This is a genomic window from Streptomyces sp. NPDC002476, assembly GCF_042889785.1.
In the GTDB taxonomy this organism is placed as follows: Bacteria; Actinomycetota; Actinomycetes; order Streptomycetales; family Streptomycetaceae; genus Streptomyces.
The window spans coordinates 84,459-99,260 of the sequence record NZ_JBIARH010000018.1; the positions used below are offsets into that span (position 1 = coordinate 84,459).

Consider the following 14,802-nt stretch of genomic DNA (forward strand, 5'->3'; position numbering starts at 1 on the left):
AACAGGAGCAGGAATAGGAGACTGTCAGTCGCGGCCCGTATTCTCTGTGACCATGCTCGACGACCGCCAGACCGCAGCACCGTGGCCGACCGCGTACCCCCGGGGGTACGCGGTCGTCGACGTGGAGACCACCGGCCTCGCTCGTGACGACCGGATAGTCTCCGCCGCCGTCTACCGTCTGGACGAGCGGGGCGACGTCGAGGACCACTGGTACACCCTCGTCAACCCGCAGCGTGATCCCGGCCCCGTCTGGATCCACGGACTGACCAGCGATGTCCTCGAAGGCGCCCCGCTCTTCCCGGAGATCGCCGCCCAGTTGTCCGAACGGCTCGCGGGCCGTGTGCTCGTCGCACACAACGCGGCCTTCGACTGGTCGATGCTGGCCCGGGAGTACGCACGCGCCTCGGTCACCGCCCCCGTCGAGCAGCGGCTGTGCACCATCGCGCTCGCCAAGGAACTGCGGCTGCCACTGCCCAACCACAAACTGGAGTCGCTGGCCGCGCACTTCGGAGTCGTGCAGCAGCGCGCCCACCACGCGCTGGACGACGCCCGGGTGCTGGCCGAGGCGTTCCGGCCGAGTCTGCACGCGGCGGCGCACGGCGGGGTGCGGCTGCCGTTGCTGGAGTGCCGCCCGTTGACCGAGTGGTCGGACTCCCCGGTCACGCCCCGGATCGGCTACCAGCCCTCGTACGGGCAGAACAGCTGGCGCCCCTCGCGCAAGCGCCCGGCGTGCCCGTATCCGAACCCCGGCCGGTACGAGAAGGACAAGCCGCTCATGCAGGGCATGCGGGTGGCGTTCTCCGGGGACACCTCCATAGACCGCGAGCTGCTGGAGGACCGCGCCGTCGAAGCCGGACTGCACGTGGCGACCAGCGTGTCCCGCCTGACGAGTCTGCTGGTGACCAATGACCCTGACGCGGCGACCTCGAAGACGGTGAAGGCCAAGTCGCTCGGCACGCCCATCCTGGACGAGAGCGCGTTCACCCATCTGCTGCGCGACGTGGCCCCGGCGACGACGCGGCCGCACGCGCCGTCATCGGAGTGAACCGGGGGCGACTCGCCCGCCCGCCGCTCGCCCACCGCCGCCCCCGCATCCGACCCTGTGGCGCATGGCACGTTGTGAGGTTTGCGGAAACGACTACGGCATGTCCTTCGAGGTGCACGCGCAGGGCGCGGTGCACGTCTTCGACTGCTTCGCCTGCGCCATTCACCGCATGGCACCCATCTGTGAACACTGCCGGGTCCAGATCATCGGCCAGGGCGTCGAGGTCGGCGGCCACTGGTACTGCGGCGGTCACTGCTCCCGCGCCGAGGGGAGGGTGGGCATCATCGACAAGGTCTGACCACCGGCCGCCATCCGCTCCCCTTCACCGGTCCGTCCCCTCGTCCCCGGTTCCCCGGCCCTCGTCCCTTCGGCCCTGCCCTCGTCCCCGGTCCCTCGTCTCTCGCCCCTTCGGCCCTCCCCTCTCCCCCACCCCTGCGCGTTGCGCCCCATGACGCAGTTGTACGGTCGTGGGGTGTACCGCTTCCTGTTGACCCGGCAGTGGCTGTTCCTCGCCCTCCTCGCCCTCGTCCTGATTCCCACGATGGTCGAGCTGGGCTTCTGGCAGCTGCACCGGCACGAGCACAGGGTCGCGCAGAACTCCCTGATCTCGCGCAACCTCAAGGCGGCCCCCGTTCCGGTCACCTCGCTCACCTCGCCGAGGCACACGATCCCTCGTTCCGACTACTGGCGCACGGTGACGGCGACCGGCACGTACGACACCGCGCACCAGGTGGTCGTGCGCCGCAGGACCTCCACCGAGGACCGGGTCGGCGTCCATGTGCTGACCCCGTTCGACCTCAAGGGCGGCGGGACGATCCTGGTCAACCGCGGCTGGGTGCCCGCCGCCGCCAGCCAGCGCGACTTCCCCGAGGTCCCGCCCCCGCCGCGGGGCGAGGTGACCGTCACCGGACGGCTCAAGGCCGACGAGACCACGGGCACCAGCGGCATCAAGGACATCTCGGACCTGCCCGACCGCCAGGTGATGCTGATCAACAGCTCCCAGGAGGCCGAGCGGCTGTCCCGGCCGGTGCTCGGCGGCTACATCGAGCAGATCTCGCCCGAGCCCTCCGGCGGCTCCCCGGAACTGATCGCGGCCCCCGACGACAGCTCGATCGGCCCGCACATGGCGTACGCCGTGCAGTGGTGGCTGTTCGCCGCCGCCGTCCCGGTCGGATTCGTGATCCTCGCCCGCCGGGAGAAGCTCGACCGGGCCACGGCCGCGGCGGCCCGGTCCGCCGAGGAGCGGTCGGCGTCCGAACCGGAGCGGACGGAACCCGCCACGGCCTGACGCCCGCGTCCGGCCCGGACCGGGCGTCGCCGGTGGGCGGCGGAGCGTCGCTCGTGGGGCGGGACTGCTTAACGGGGCCCATGTCCGGGAACACGCCAGAACGTGACCCCACGCATCGAGGACTACGCCCTGATCGGCGATCTGCAGACGGCCGCCCTGGTCGGCAGGAACGGTTCCGTCGACTGGCTCTGCCTGCCCCGCTTCGACTCGGGCGCCTGTTTCGCGGCCCTGCTCGGCGACGAGGAGAACGGCCACTGGCGGATCGCGCCGCAGGGCGGCAACGTCTGTACCCGACGCGGCTACGCGGGTGAGTCCCTCGTCCTGGAGACGTTCTGGGAGACCCGTACGGGCACGGTCAAGGTCATCGACTTCATGCCGCAGCGCGACCAGGAGCCCGAGGTCATGCGGATCGTCGAGGGCATCAGCGGCAGGGTCGAGATGAGTTCCGTGATCCGGCTGCGCTTCGACTTCGGCTCGGTCGTGCCGTGGATGCGCCGCTCGCAGGGGCACCGGGTGGCGGTCGCCGGACCCGACTCGACCTGGCTGCGCAGCGAGCCGCCGGTCAAGACCTGGGGCCAGCAGTTCTCCACCTGTTCGTCGTTCACCGTCGCCGCGGGTGAACAGGTCGCCTTCGTGCTGACCTGGCACCCCTCGCACTCCCCGCGTCCCGACCTCGTCGACCCGTTCGAGGCGCTGGAGAACACCCTGGCCGACTGGACCGAGTGGTCGGCCACCTGCCGGTACCGGGGCCCGTACCGGGAGGCGGTGATCCGCTCGCTGATCACGCTGAAGGCGCTCACCTACGGCCCGACGGGCGGCATCGTGGCGGCGCCCACCACCTCGCTGCCCGAGGAGATCGGCGGCGTACGGAACTGGGACTACCGCTTCTGCTGGCTGCGGGATTCCACACTGACCCTCGGCGCCCTCATCTCGGCCGGATACCTGGAGGAGGCCGCGGCCTGGCGGGACTGGCTGCTGCGGGCCGTCGCCGGTGACCCCGCCGACCTCCAGATCATGTACGGCCTGTCGGGCGAGCGCCGGCTGCCCGAGGCGGAGCTGCCGTGGCTGCGCGGGTACGAGAACTCCGCTCCGGTACGGATCGGCAACGCCGCCGTCCGCCAGCGCCAGCTCGACGTGTACGGCGAGGTCATCGACTCGCTGCGGCTCGCCCGCGAGGCCGGTCTGGACGACAAGCCGCACGCCTGGAACCTCCAGCTGAGCCTGCTCGGCTTCCTGGAGTCCACCTGGCGCGAGCCGGACGAGGGGCTGTGGGAGATCCGTGGGCAGCGCCGCCACTTCGTGCACTCCAAGGTCATGGCCTGGGTCGCCGCCGACCGTGCCGTGCGCACCCTGGAGAAGAACCCGGCACTGGCCGGGGACGCGAACCGGTGGCGGGCGATGCGGGACGCCGTGCACCGGGAGGTGTGCGAGAAGGGCTTCGACCCGGTGCGCAACACCTTCACCCAGTCCTACGGCTCCCGGAACCTGGACGCCGCGACCCTGCTGATCCCCCGGACCGGCTTCCTGCCCCCGGACGACCCCCGGGTGATCGGCACGGTCGACGCGGTCCGGCGGGAGCTGGGCAGCGACTGCCTGATCCGCCGCTACAGCACGGACGGGTCCTCGATCGACGGGCTGCCCGGCCGTGAGGGGACGTTCCTGGCGTGCTCGTTCTGGCTGGCCGACGCCCTGACGATGACCGGGCGGGCCGAGGAGGCCAGGAACCTCTTCGAACGCCTGCTGAGGCTGCGCAACGACGTGGGGCTGCTCGCCGAGGAGTACGACACCGTCACGCACCGGCAGGTCGGCAACTTCCCGCAGGCGTTCAGCCACATCGGGCTGGTGAGCACCGCCATGACCCTGGCCGGCGAGGACACGACGGAGACCGACAGCATGGGGCCCGGCCAGGCAGGATAGGGCGCATGGATCTTGGATTGAAGGACCGTGTGTACATCGTCACCGGCGCGAGCCGGGGGCTGGGCAACGCCACGGCGCGTGCCCTGGCCGAGGACGGCGCCCGGGTGATCATCACCGGCCGGGACGAGAGGCGTGTCGAGGCGGCGGCCGCGGAACTGGGGCCGGGCGCCGTCGGAGTCGTCGCCGACAACGCCGACCCGTCCTCGGCGCAGCGCCTGGTCGACGGCGCGCACGAACGGTTCGGGCGGCTGGACGGCATCCTCATCAGCGTCGGCGGCCCGGCGCCCGGCTTCGTCGCCGACAACACCGACGAGCAGTGGCGGTCGGCCTTCGAGTCGGTGTTCCTGGGGGCGGTCCGTCTCGCCAGGGCCGCGGCGGCCTCCCTCGGCGAGGGCGGTGTCATCGGCTTCGTGCTCTCCGGCTCCGTGCACGAGCCGATCGCCGGGCTGACGATCTCCAATGGGCTGCGCCCCGGCCTGGCCGGTTTCGCCAAGTCCCTGGCAGACGAGCTCGGCCCCCGGGGAATCCGGGTGGTGGGCGTGCTGCCGGGCAGGATCGACACCGACCGGGTCCGTGAACTCGACGCCCTGTCGGGTGACCCGGAGGCCGCCCGCGCCGCCGGCGCGGCGCTCATCCCGCTGCGCCGGTACGGGGCCCCGGAGGAGTTCGGCCGGACCGCGGCGTTCCTGCTCTCTCCCGCGGCGTCCTATCTGACGGGAGTCATGCTGCCGGTCGACGGCGGCTTCCGGCACGGCTTCTGACCCGGCGCGGTTCCTGCCCCGGTCCGCCCGGACGGCGGCCTTCGGCACGGTTCCCGGACCGGTCGTCCCACCCGTCCGGGCCCGGAGCCGGCGGCGGCCACCACGGCCGCCACCGTCAGCTCACCCGTTCCGCGCGGTGTCCGACCGCCCCGAGCCGGACCTCGGCGGGCAGCTCGGCCAGCCCCGCGGAGTCCCGTGCGTGCGCCAGCGCCTCGTCGGTGAGCCGGCCGAGTGCCTCGTGCGGTGTCGCATGCGGCTCCAGCAGCAGTCGCACCGCCGCACGCGGGGCGTCGCGGCGGCCGGTCAGCGCCACCCGGGCGCGGGCCACGCCGCCCAGGGCCGCCGCCTCGTCGGCGAGCGCCGTCTCCAGGGCCCGGCCCCGCAGCAGCGCCCCCTCGCCGTCGCCGCTGTCCACCAGCACCTCGGCGAGACGGGCGCGGCGCGCCTGGGCCAGCAGCCACCACAGGGCGAGGACGACCACGGCGGCGAGGGCCGCGATCGCCACGGGCCACCACCAGCCCTCGTCGTGCCGACGGACCCGGTCGGCCGCGCCGAGCAGCACGTCGTCCCCGCCGTGCCAGGGCCACCAGGACGGCACGGACAGGCCGAGCCCGGCGGCGAGCACCGCGCCCCCGCCGCAGATCAGCAGGGATCCGGCCAGGCCGAGCAGTACCCGGTTGGCGGTCCTGAGCAACGGGCTCACCCCTTCCTCGTGGGACGGCGGACGGACAGGCTCACACGCGGTGCCCCGGCCAGTCCCAGTTCCCCGATGCCGGTGCCGATGACGGTGTCCAGGTCGGCCCGTACGTCGTCGAGGCCCCGGAAGTGCGACACCGCGCGCACCCGGACCCGCCCGCGGCCCACCCGGACCCGGGCCGACCGCACCCCGGACACCTCCAGGGCCCGGTCGCGCAGGACCAGGGCCGCCGCCGAACGGTCGATGCCGGCCCGTACACCCCGGCGGTCCCGGCGCATCGGCAACAGGCCGCGCAGCCCCGGGGACAGCGCGAGCACGAGCAGCCACAGACCGATCGCCACCGCGAGCGCCGCGCCGGTCAGCACCCACACGTCGTGCAGCGGCCGGTCCGCGAGTTCGCGGGCCAGCACCCGGCGCCATCGCATCGCGGGCCGGCCGGCCCGTACCGCCGCCACGTCGTAGAGCAGCAGACCCGTACCGCCGAGGACCACCAGGGCGAGCAGCGCCGCGGGAACGCGGCGCACCGACCAGAAGCGGCCGGCCCGGGCACCGCGCCGGTGCCGCGCGGGCACCGGGTCGTACGTGGCCGACGAGGCGGACGCGCCGGACGGGTCGGGGGCGGGGACATCGCTCTCGGCGCCGGGGCGGTCCTCGGGCGGGCGCCCGGTGCCGTACCGAGGGTCGGGGGGCCCGCTCATCGGACTCTCCCGCGCACCGCCGTCGGGTGCAGGCGTTCGACCCGCACGGCCACCTCCGGCACCTCCATCCCCGCCAACGCGCCCACCCGCTCGGTGACGTGTCTGCGCACGCCGCCGCACTGGCGGCCGATGTCCGTGGGGTACGCGAGTTCCAGGCCGATCCGCACCCGGGCGGCACCCCGGCGCACCGCGACCGTGGCACGCGGCGGGGCGCCCTGCTCCGGCGGCTCGCCGATCGCCTCCTTCGCCGCCTGCGCGGCGATCTTCGCGACCACCCGGTCGGCGATCCTGGTCTCTCCGCGCTCACCCGCGGCCACCCGGCCGCCCGCCCCCGACGACATGGACGACACGGCCAACGCCCTCACCGCCGTCGGTCGCCGCGCTCGCGACCCCGCAGGAAGTCACCGGGTGCCAGGTCGCCCTCCAGGAGCCGGCCGATGACGAAACCGACCGCTCCCAGGGCCGCCACCAGCAGGAACGCCCCGAATCCGCCGAAGTATCCGGCGAATCCGAGTGCCATGCCGGCCACCATGCCGACCATCGCCATGCTCATCGTGCGCTCCTCAACTGCCTCGGTGACCACCCGGGCCTCTGCGCGGACTCTCCGCCCGGAGGTCTACTGGAGGCGTGGCTCGGGCTGCTCGTCGTCGGGTTCGTCGGGCAGCTTCACGTCGCTCACGGCGATGTTGACCTCGACGACCTCCAGGCCGGTCATCCGCTCGACCGCGGCGATGACGTTCTCCCGCACGTCGCGGGCGACATCGGCGATCGCCACCCCGTAGTCGACGACGATCTCCAGGTCGAGCGCTGTCTGCGACTCGCCCACCTCCGCCTTCACCCCACGGGTGACGGACCTGCCGCCGCCCGGTACCCGGTCGCGCACCGCCCCGATCGTGCGCGAGAGCCCGCTGCCCGTCGCATGGACACCGACCACGTCCCGCGCCGCCATGCCCGCGATCTTCTCGACGACGCCGTCCGCGATGGTCGTGCGACCACGGGTGGCGGGGTCTCCGCCGCCGCGCTTGATGAGCGTGCCCGGTTCCTCGTCGGGGTTCCCGGGACGGACCCGTTGTGTGGTGTCGGCCATCGCCACTCTTCCCTTCGGGGGCGGATTGGGCTTCTTTGCCCACATTAGGCGTGCTTGCCCCTTCTCGCGCCATGGATACGGCAGTCTGGGCCGATGACGACGGCTGATGGCCCGCACCGGGACGACACATGGGCGGCGACGATCCGGCGGCGGACCGGTCTGGGGCGGCTGCTTCCGCTGGGTGGCCCGGAGGACGGCGCCTGGATCGCGGAACGGGCGGCGGTCGCGGTCCTGCGGGAGGCGGCGAGCGGGCCGGGGACGGGGCCCACGCCCATGCCGGCGCTCGGGGAACTGAGGATCCGTTCGGCCGATCCGCGCCCGGTGTCGAAGGGGCGGATGCAGCCGCCGCCGAGTGCGTTGCCGCCGGGCCCGCTGCGCATGGAGGCGACCATGGCGGCGTTCTCCGACCCGCCGCTGCCCGCCGCGGCGGGGGCACTGCGCACGGCGCTGCTCTCGGCGGCCGACCGGCACCTGGGCCTGGTGGTGTCCGGGGTGGACCTGCGGGTGACGGAGCTGCTGGACGCGCCGCCCGCGCCGCGCGTGACCGCGGCGGTCGGGGCGGACGAGGTGTGTCCGGCGAAGGCGGAGGGGAGGTGGCGGCCGTCGCCGCGGGTGTGCCCGGTGTGGCGACGCTGACCGGGGTACTGGGTGAGGCCGTGCACACGGCGCCCGGGCGGGTACGGGTCGAGTTGGCGACGGAGCGGGGCCACCGGGTGCTCGACGTGGCGCGTGCGGTGCGGGGCGCGGTGGCGGACGCCGTGCCGGGCCGGCCCTCGGTGACCGTGCTGGTCACGGCGGTGGTGACGGCCACGCCCACCGACCCGTGACGATCCGGCACGTGACGGTCCGTGAACCGCTCGTGGACGACTCACGTGCCGTGGCCGTCGACGCATCCGGGCGGGCCTCAGGACCCGGCCCGCCCGGAACGCGTACGCAGGCGGTCAGTCGGTGATGCCCGCCAGGTCGCGCAGGCGGCGGCCCTGCGCGGCGCGTTCGGCGGCGCGCTGCTCCTCGTAACCGCGGGAGACGGCACCACCCAGCAGCGCCTTGGTCTCCACCACCGCGTCGCGCGGGGCGGCCAGCAGCGCTGCGGCCAGGTCACGGGCCGCGGCGTCCAGCTCGCCGACGGGCACCACCAGATTGGCCAGACCGGTGCGTTCCGCCTCCTCGGCGTGCACGAAACGGCCCGTGGCACAGATCTCCAGCGCGCGGGCATACCCCACCAGATGCACCAGGGGGTGGGTGCCGGTGAGGTCGGGGACCAGGCCCAGACTGGTCTCGCGCATGGCGAACTGCACGTCCTGCGCGACGATCCGCAGATCGCAGGCGAGGGCGAGCTGGAATCCGGCACCGATCGCGTGCCCCTGTACCGCCGCGACGGACACGATGTCGTTGCGGCGCCACCAGGTGAACGCCTCCTGGTACTCGGCGATGGTCGCGTCGAGCTCGGCGTCCGTGCCCCGCGCCATGTCGAAGAAGGACGGCTCGCCCTCGAACCCCTCGGGGGTGAACGCCTGACGATCGAGGCCCGCGGAGAAGGACTTGCCCTCGCCGCGGAGCACGACGACCCGCACCGTGCCGGGCAGCGCCCGTCCGGCCTCCGTCAACGCCCGCCACAGAGCGGGAGACTGAGCGTTGCGCTTGGCCGGATTGGTGAGGGTCACCGTGGCGACCGCGTCGTCGACGGTGAGTCGTACGCCGTCCTTGTCGAGCACGGAGTCGAGCGAGGTCATGGGGCCTCCGGATCGGTCAGTCAGCTTGCCGGGCAGCATGCCGAGCTAAGTGACTGAACAGTAACCACCCGATCGACATCACGATCGACCGGGTGGCCACCGCCGAAGCCGGTGAACCCCGGGGCAGGTCCGGACGACCAGCCCCGATCCGTGAAGCCCTTCAGGGCCTGTCGGGCGACCTCCGACTGGACGGCCACGTCCTGGCACGCACTCCCCGAGCCTCAAGGGTCAGGGAGACCCCCTCCGGTGTTGCCGAAATGCCCTGGTAGCTCCACTACAGGGGCGTCCCGGCGCCTTGGGATCGCACGCACCATGCCGCGTCCGCTTTCCGGTCGAAGGTCACACGACGGGCTCTCAGGCCGCGGTGGCCTTCTTGCCTCGTGTCGCCCCACCGCGTCCGCGCAGCGTGACTCCGGACTCGCTGAGCATCCGGTGGACGAATCCATAGGAGCGGCCGGTCTCTTCGGCCAACGCCCGGATGCTCGCACCGGAGTCGTACTTCTTCTTCAGGTCTGCCGCGAGCTTGTCGCGCGCGGCGCCGGTCACCCGGCTGCCCTTCTTCAGAGTCTCGGCCACCCGTGCCTCCTCATGGGAAGTGCGCTCTGGACTCTCATGATCACCCCTCGGGGGCTTCCTGGCCACCCATTCGACAAGGTCTGCGCAACGGGATTCCGGGCAGGGTAACGACCCGGTACGTTCGGAATCCCGTATTCCTCAGGGCTGCGGAGCCGGGTGAGGACGGGTCTGGAAACGAACGACCAGGTCAGGGCCACACGGGGGTCGTACCCCCCAAATGGGTGCATCGGACAACTGTCCGCCGGGCTCCGCCGGCGCGGTACGAGACGGACTCACGCAGATGACGGATCACACAAGAGCCGAATGATCCAGGCGGAGTGGATCAGGGACGGGCCGCGCGGGCGGCCCGCCCGGGGTCAGGCCAGGGCGACCAGGTCCTGGTAGTCCGCTCCCCACAGGTCCTCGACCCCGTCCGGCAGCAGGATGATGCGCTCCGGCTGGAGGGCTTCGACCGCGCCCTCGTCGTGCGTGACGAGGACGACGGCGCCCTTGTAGGTGCGCAGCGCGCCGAGGATCTCCTCGCGGCTGGCCGGGTCGAGGTTGTTCGTCGGCTCGTCCAGGAGCAGCACGTTGGCGGAGGACACCACCAGCGTGGCCAGCGCGAGACGGGTCTTCTCTCCGCCGGAGAGCACGCCCGCGGGCTTGTCGACGTCGTCGCCGGAGAAGAGGAACGAGCCCAGCGTCTTGCGGACGTCGACGAGGTCGAGGTCGGGGGCCGCCGAGCGCATGTTCTCCAGGACCGTGCGCTCGGGGTCGAGGGTCTCGTGCTCCTGGGCGTAGTAGCCGAGCTTGAGCCCGTGGCCCTCGACGATCTGGCCGGTGTCGGGCTTCTCGGCGCCGCCGAGGAGCCGCAGCAGCGTGGTCTTGCCCGCGCCGTTGAGGCCGAGGATGACGACCCGGGAGCCCTTGTCGATGGCGAGGTTCACATCGGTGAAGATCTCCAGGGAGCCGTACGACTTGGACAGGCCCTCCGCCATCAGCGGGGTCTTGCCGCACGGGGAGGGCTCGGGGAAGCGCAGCTTGGCGACCTTGTCGGCGACCCGAACGGCCTCCAGGCCGGACAGCAGCCGCTCGGCACGCTTGGCCATGTTCTGAGCGGCGACGGTCTTGGTGGCCTTGGCGCGCATCTTGTCGGCCTGCGAGTTGAGGGCCGCGGCCTTCTTCTCGGCGTTCTGCCGCTCGCGCTTGCGGCGCTTCTCGTCGGCCTCGCGCTGCTGCTGGTAGAGCTTCCAGCCCATGTTGTAGACGTCGATCTGCGAGCGGTTGGCGTCGAGGTAGAAGACCTTGTTGACGACCGTGTCGACGAGCTCGACGTCGTGGGAGATCACGATGAAGCCGCCGCGGTAGTTCTTGAGGTAGTCGCGCAGCCAGACGATCGAGTCGGCGTCGAGGTGGTTCGTCGGCTCGTCGAGCAGCAGGATGTCGGCGTCCGAGAACAGGATGCGGGCCAGCTCCACGCGGCGGCGCTGACCGCCGGAGAGCGTGTGGAGCGGCTGTCCGAGCACCCGGTCGGGCAGGCTGAGCGCGGCGGCGATGGTGGCGGCCTCGGCCTCGGCGGCGTAACCGCCCTTGGTGAGGAACTCCGTTTCCAGGCGCTCGTACTTCTTCATCGCCTTCTCGCGGGTGGCGCCCTTGCCGTTCGCCATCCGGTCCTCGTTCTCCCGCATCTTGCGCAGGATCTCGTCGAGGCCGCGGGCGGAGAGGATGCGGTCACGGGCGAACACGTCGAGGTCGCCGGTGCGCGGGTCCTGCGGGAGGTAGCCGACCTCGCCGGATCGGGTGATGGTGCCGCCGGCGGGGGCGCCCTCGCCCGCGAGGCACTTGGTGAGGGTCGTCTTGCCCGCTCCGTTGCGGCCGACGAGGCCGATGCGGTCGCCCTTGGCGATGCGGAAGGAGGCGGACTCGATGAGGATGCGGGCGCCGGCGCGCAACTCGATGCCGGAAGCGGTGATCACGGAAAAACTCCAGGGCGGACGGACGGCGGACGGGGCGAGGGCGGAGTCGTCTCGACGCCGTTACTCATGCACGAGGAGAATTGCCATGCGGCTCATTCTACTGGCGGTGTGCAACCGCTTTTCCTCATGCGCCGGGGCGGGCGCCCGCCGTCCGTCCGGCAGCCGCCCCGGCCCGCTCCCCCGCACGGTTCGACCGGGCGAGACCTTCCGGTGAGCGGGGCCCGCCCCGTCGGGCGGCGCCTCCTCGAAGAAGCGCCGTTCCCGTGGGACGGCGGCCGGACGGCCTTCCCGGCGGACCGGGGAGGCCGTCCGCGTCAGACACCGCCGGTGTGCACCTGGAACGCGGCCCGGCGCACGGCCTTGGCCAGCGCCGGGTCCGGGTGGGCGGCGGCCAGGGCGACCAGGACCTGCACGGTGCGCGGATGACCGACGGCCCGTACCTCGTCGAGGAGGGCGGGCACGGTGCCCTGGACGGCCGAGTCGAGGTGGCGCACCAGCAGCCCGGTCTCGCCGTGGTCGGCGACCGCCGCCGCGGTGTCCACCCAGAGCCAGGTGGCCTCTTCCCGGCTGAGGACGTCCTGGGCGTCCTCGGGATCGGCGCCCTCGTACTCGGCCAGCCACAGCAACGCGTAGGGGCGCAGCGAGGAGTCGTCGAGGACGGAGCGGACCTCGGGCTCGGCGGGCGCGCCGACCACCCGGAGCGCCTCGAAGGCGAGCCCGCGCAGCAGGGCGTCCTCGCCGCGGGCGACGGCGAGGAGTTCGGCGACGGCGCTGCCGACGGGGCGGGCGGCGAGCCAGGCACGGTACTCGTCGCGGGCCGGGCCGGGGGTGAGCCGGGCGCAGCCGTGCAGCATGTCGGCGGCGGACTGCTCGATGTTGCCCGCCGGGCTCTGGGCGGCGACGCAGATCTGTTCCAGCTTGACCCAGACCGCCCAGTTGCCGAGCGGGGTGAGGGTGGCGTGCCCGGTGCCGAGGGTGAGCGCGCCGACGGCGGCCAGTCCCTCCAGGGCCCAGTCGAGGAGCCGCGCGACCAGGGCGGCCGGGTGTGCGGCGGGAGCGGGGACGGCCGGTTCGGGCGACGGCTCGTACGGCACCAGGCAGCGCTCCTCGTGGAGTTCCGCGACGCGCTGTTCGAGCAGGTCCAGGAGGGCGGGCACGGCGACCGGGCCGGCCGACAGCTGGAGGAGCGAGAGCACCTGGGGCACCGCCTCGACGGTCTCGGCGACCGCGGTGACCTCGACGTCGTCCGGCGCCGGGTGGACGAGGGACCAGGCGTCGAACAGCGCCACCCAGCCGCGCAGCACGGCGGAGTCGTCGCGGTCCCAGGCGCGCAGGCGCCAGCCGGGGCGCGCGGTGCCGCCGTGCAGTTCCACGAGACCGGCGAGGCGGGCCCGGTCCCAGCCGGAGCACACCTGGGCCGGGGAGAGTTCCAGGGCCGCCGCGGCCCCTTCGAGCGCCTGGGCGGCCGGGGGCGGGGCGCCCGGGAGCGCACCGTCGGCCGCCCAGCGGGCGATCCGTACGGCTTCGGCGAGGACGACCCTCGCCTGGCGGGCCAGTTCCGCCCGGGGCGGGGTGCCCTCCGGGGGGCGGGGCGCCGGCCTGGTGCGCCGGGTGGTCACGGCCTTGCGAGCGGTGGCGAGGGGTCGCGGGCGGACAAGTCGGAGCCTGGAGTCGCGCGGGGTACGGGACGTCACGGAGAGCAGTCTTGCCCCTGACGGCCCGAAAGCCCAAACGGAACCCGGATTCCCGGTGGACGGGGTGGTGACGGGGCCCGGAACCAATCACCCGATCCCGCGCATCGGGTCACATGAGGGGCGTCAGGAAGCGCCGCAGGGTCTCCTCGTAGTGATCGGGGTCGGCGTTCCACATCGCCCCGTGCGGAGCCTGCGGCACGGTGCGCAGCGCGATCAGTTCCGGTCGGCGGGCGGCGAGGTCGCGGGACGGCTGCCAGGGCGCCAGGGTGTCGTCCGGGCCGTGGAAGATCAGTGTCGGGGCGCGCAGGTCCGACGCGAGGGAGCCGCTCAGGAGGCGGGCGCCGTGCAGTCCGGCCTGTCCCTGGGCGGCCCGGACGGCGAGCGGCAGCAGGGCGGCCGGGACGCCGCGGGCGGTGGCCAGGGCGCGCAGCGTGGTGGCCCAGTCCAGTACCGGGGAGTCGAGCACGAGGCCGCTGATCCGGTCGCGCAGCGCGGAGTCGACGGCCGCGTGCAGCGCCATCGAGGCGCCGGTGGACCAGCCGTGCAGGACGATGTTCTCCGCGCCGTAGCGGACGGCGAAGCGGATCGCCGCGTCCAGGTCGCGCCACTCGGACTCGCCGAGGTGGGCGAGTCCGTCCGGGGAGCGCGGGGCCCCGGGGTCGCCGCGGTAGGCAAGGTCGAGGACGGGCAGGTGCAGGTCGTGCAGGAACGCCATGAGGTTCATGGGGTGTTCCCTGGTGGTGCCGAGGCCGTGCACGGTGATGACCCAGGTGTCGCGGGCGCCCGGCACGAACCAGGCGGGCAGCGTCCCGAGTTCGCCGGGGATCTCGACGTCCTCGTGGTCGAGGCCGAGCGCCGAGGAAGGGTCCCCACTGTGCAGCTGGGGTGTGATCCGGACCTCGGCGCCGGGCTCCAGGCTTCCCCGGTCGACGCGTTCCAGTCTGCGCACGACGGTGTCGGGGGCGTGGTGGGCGCGCTCGACCACCGGGCCGACGACGGCGTGCAGGCCGTCGCCCTCCAGTCCGTACGTCCCGGGCCGCAGGGAGGTGAAGGAACGAGTCAGGGTGACCCGGCCGGCCGCCGTGGCGTGCACGGTCAGTCCCCGGTCGGCGGGCAGCGGCCGCCCGGACGGTGCCTTGAGGGCGGCGTCGCCCGCGTACCGGCCGGCCGCGACCGCTGCCGCACCGAGGCCGAGGATCGTGGTGACGGCCGCTGCCGTGACTGTTGCCGGGCGCACTGTTCCAGTCTGGTGGGGCGGGTCGCGCCCTGCCACCCGGACGGGTTCGCCCGGCGCCCGGCGGGGGACGGCACGGGCCGCCGTCGGGCGCGCGGCGGAAGACGAAAGCGGAAG

At 73.3% G+C, this 14,802-nt stretch carries 17 protein-coding genes; 7 read left to right on the forward strand and 10 right to left on the reverse strand.

Features of this window, described 5'->3' with window-relative positions; all coding sequences use genetic code 11:
* The first annotated feature begins 46 nt into the window (after positions 1 to 46).
* The 5 genes from ACFYXM_RS21315 to ACFYXM_RS21335 all read left to right on the forward strand — a co-directional run bounded on the left by ACFYXM_RS21315 (position 47) and on the right by ACFYXM_RS21335 (position 5,011).
* A complete protein-coding gene (locus ACFYXM_RS21315) occupies positions 47 to 1,045 on the forward strand; it encodes a DEDDh family exonuclease (protein ID WP_389291383.1) in 999 nt (332 codons plus the stop codon).
* A 64-nt stretch (positions 1,046 to 1,109) separates the two neighbouring features.
* The gene (locus ACFYXM_RS21320) at positions 1,110 to 1,343 is read left to right on the forward strand and encodes a hypothetical protein (protein WP_073788416.1); all 234 of its coding nucleotides are present in this window, start codon (positions 1,110 to 1,112) and stop codon (positions 1,341 to 1,343) included.
* 174 nt (positions 1,344 to 1,517) lie between these two features.
* Positions 1,518 to 2,333 carry an SURF1 family protein gene (locus tag ACFYXM_RS21325; RefSeq protein ID WP_389291474.1) on the forward strand — a complete coding sequence of 272 codons (816 nt, stop codon included), beginning with the start codon at positions 1,518 to 1,520 and terminating at the stop codon, positions 2,331 to 2,333.
* 102 nt (positions 2,334 to 2,435) lie between these two features.
* Positions 2,436 to 4,250, forward strand: coding sequence for a glycoside hydrolase family 15 protein (locus tag ACFYXM_RS21330; RefSeq protein WP_389291385.1), 1,815 nt, complete (start codon positions 2,436 to 2,438; stop codon positions 4,248 to 4,250).
* A gap of 5 nt (positions 4,251 to 4,255) precedes the next feature.
* A complete protein-coding gene (locus ACFYXM_RS21335; RefSeq protein ID WP_389291386.1) occupies positions 4,256 to 5,011 on the forward strand; it encodes an SDR family oxidoreductase in 756 nt (251 codons plus the stop codon).
* Between the two features lie 115 nt (positions 5,012 to 5,126).
* Here ACFYXM_RS21335 and amaP read toward each other — a convergent pair whose 3' ends face one another.
* From amaP to ACFYXM_RS21360, 5 genes are all read right to left on the reverse strand, one after another.
* Positions 5,127 to 5,705 carry an alkaline shock response membrane anchor protein AmaP gene (amaP, locus tag ACFYXM_RS21340; RefSeq protein ID WP_389291475.1) on the reverse strand — a complete coding sequence of 193 codons (579 nt, stop codon included), beginning with the start codon at positions 5,703 to 5,705 and terminating at the stop codon, positions 5,127 to 5,129.
* 5 nt (positions 5,706 to 5,710) lie between these two features.
* Positions 5,711 to 6,406: a DUF6286 domain-containing protein gene (locus tag ACFYXM_RS21345; protein ID WP_389291388.1), complete on the reverse strand. Its 696-nt coding sequence runs from the start codon at positions 6,404 to 6,406 to the stop codon at positions 5,711 to 5,713.
* Positions 6,403 to 6,747 carry a hypothetical protein gene (locus tag ACFYXM_RS21350; protein ID WP_389291477.1) on the reverse strand — a complete coding sequence of 115 codons (345 nt, stop codon included), beginning with the start codon at positions 6,745 to 6,747 and terminating at the stop codon, positions 6,403 to 6,405. Before ACFYXM_RS21350 ends, ACFYXM_RS21345 begins: the two co-directional genes overlap by 4 nt.
* Before the next feature lie 20 nt (positions 6,748 to 6,767).
* Positions 6,768 to 6,959: a hypothetical protein gene (locus ACFYXM_RS21355; protein ID WP_389291389.1), complete on the reverse strand. Its 192-nt coding sequence runs from the start codon at positions 6,957 to 6,959 to the stop codon at positions 6,768 to 6,770.
* 63 nt (positions 6,960 to 7,022) lie between these two features.
* The gene (locus ACFYXM_RS21360; RefSeq protein WP_389291391.1) at positions 7,023 to 7,493 is read right to left on the reverse strand and encodes an Asp23/Gls24 family envelope stress response protein; all 471 of its coding nucleotides are present in this window, start codon (positions 7,491 to 7,493) and stop codon (positions 7,023 to 7,025) included.
* Between the two features lie 93 nt (positions 7,494 to 7,586).
* On the opposite strand from ACFYXM_RS21360, the gene ACFYXM_RS21365 reads away from it, so the two are divergent.
* Together ACFYXM_RS21365 and ACFYXM_RS21370 are read left to right on the forward strand one after the other, a co-directional pair.
* Complete coding sequence (locus ACFYXM_RS21365; protein WP_389291392.1) at positions 7,587 to 8,129, forward strand: hypothetical protein; 543 nt, start codon at positions 7,587 to 7,589, stop codon at positions 8,127 to 8,129.
* Positions 8,117 to 8,320, forward strand: coding sequence for a hypothetical protein (locus ACFYXM_RS21370; RefSeq protein WP_389291394.1), 204 nt, complete (start codon positions 8,117 to 8,119; stop codon positions 8,318 to 8,320). Before ACFYXM_RS21365 ends, ACFYXM_RS21370 begins: the two co-directional genes overlap by 13 nt.
* Positions 8,321 to 8,434: 114 nt before the next feature.
* On the opposite strand, the gene ACFYXM_RS21375 is transcribed toward ACFYXM_RS21370, so the two are convergent.
* The 5 genes from ACFYXM_RS21375 to ACFYXM_RS21395 form a co-directional block, all read right to left on the reverse strand.
* Positions 8,435 to 9,226: an enoyl-CoA hydratase/isomerase family protein gene (locus ACFYXM_RS21375; protein ID WP_389291396.1), complete on the reverse strand. Its 792-nt coding sequence runs from the start codon at positions 9,224 to 9,226 to the stop codon at positions 8,435 to 8,437.
* Positions 9,227 to 9,580: 354 nt separating this feature from the next.
* Positions 9,581 to 9,802, reverse strand: a complete 222-nt coding sequence (locus tag ACFYXM_RS21380) for a helix-turn-helix domain-containing protein (RefSeq protein ID WP_199883310.1) — start codon at positions 9,800 to 9,802, stop codon at positions 9,581 to 9,583.
* A 356-nt stretch (positions 9,803 to 10,158) separates the two neighbouring features.
* Positions 10,159 to 11,757, reverse strand: a complete 1,599-nt coding sequence (locus tag ACFYXM_RS21385; protein WP_389291397.1) for an ABC-F family ATP-binding cassette domain-containing protein — start codon at positions 11,755 to 11,757, stop codon at positions 10,159 to 10,161.
* 314 nt (positions 11,758 to 12,071) lie between these two features.
* On the reverse strand, positions 12,072 to 13,376 hold the full coding sequence (locus ACFYXM_RS21390) for a hypothetical protein (protein ID WP_389291478.1): 1,305 nt from the start codon (positions 13,374 to 13,376) through the stop codon (positions 12,072 to 12,074).
* A 184-nt stretch (positions 13,377 to 13,560) separates the two neighbouring features.
* Positions 13,561 to 14,688 carry an alpha/beta hydrolase gene (locus ACFYXM_RS21395; protein ID WP_389291398.1) on the reverse strand — a complete coding sequence of 376 codons (1,128 nt, stop codon included), beginning with the start codon at positions 14,686 to 14,688 and terminating at the stop codon, positions 13,561 to 13,563.
* Positions 14,689 to 14,802: the final 114 nt, after the last annotated feature.

Coding starts and splice junctions, on each gene's coding strand:
- ACFYXM_RS21320 (WP_073788416.1), top strand. CDS start 1,110: ATGGCACGTTGTGAGGTTTGCGGAAACGACTACGGCATGTCCTTCGAG.
- ACFYXM_RS21345 (WP_389291388.1), bottom strand. CDS start 6,406: ATGAGCGGGCCCCCCGACCCTCGGTACGGCACCGGGCGCCCGCCCGAG.
- ACFYXM_RS21360 (WP_389291391.1), bottom strand. CDS start 7,493: ATGGCCGACACCACACAACGGGTCCGTCCCGGGAACCCCGACGAGGAA.
- ACFYXM_RS21355 (WP_389291389.1), bottom strand. CDS start 6,959: ATGAGCATGGCGATGGTCGGCATGGTGGCCGGCATGGCACTCGGATTC.
- ACFYXM_RS21375 (WP_389291396.1), bottom strand. CDS start 9,226: ATGACCTCGCTCGACTCCGTGCTCGACAAGGACGGCGTACGACTCACC.
- ACFYXM_RS21350 (WP_389291477.1), bottom strand. CDS start 6,747: ATGTCGTCGGGGGCGGGCGGCCGGGTGGCCGCGGGTGAGCGCGGAGAG.
- ACFYXM_RS21335 (WP_389291386.1), top strand. CDS start 4,256: ATGGATCTTGGATTGAAGGACCGTGTGTACATCGTCACCGGCGCGAGC.
- ACFYXM_RS21365 (WP_389291392.1), top strand. CDS start 7,587: ATGACGACGGCTGATGGCCCGCACCGGGACGACACATGGGCGGCGACG.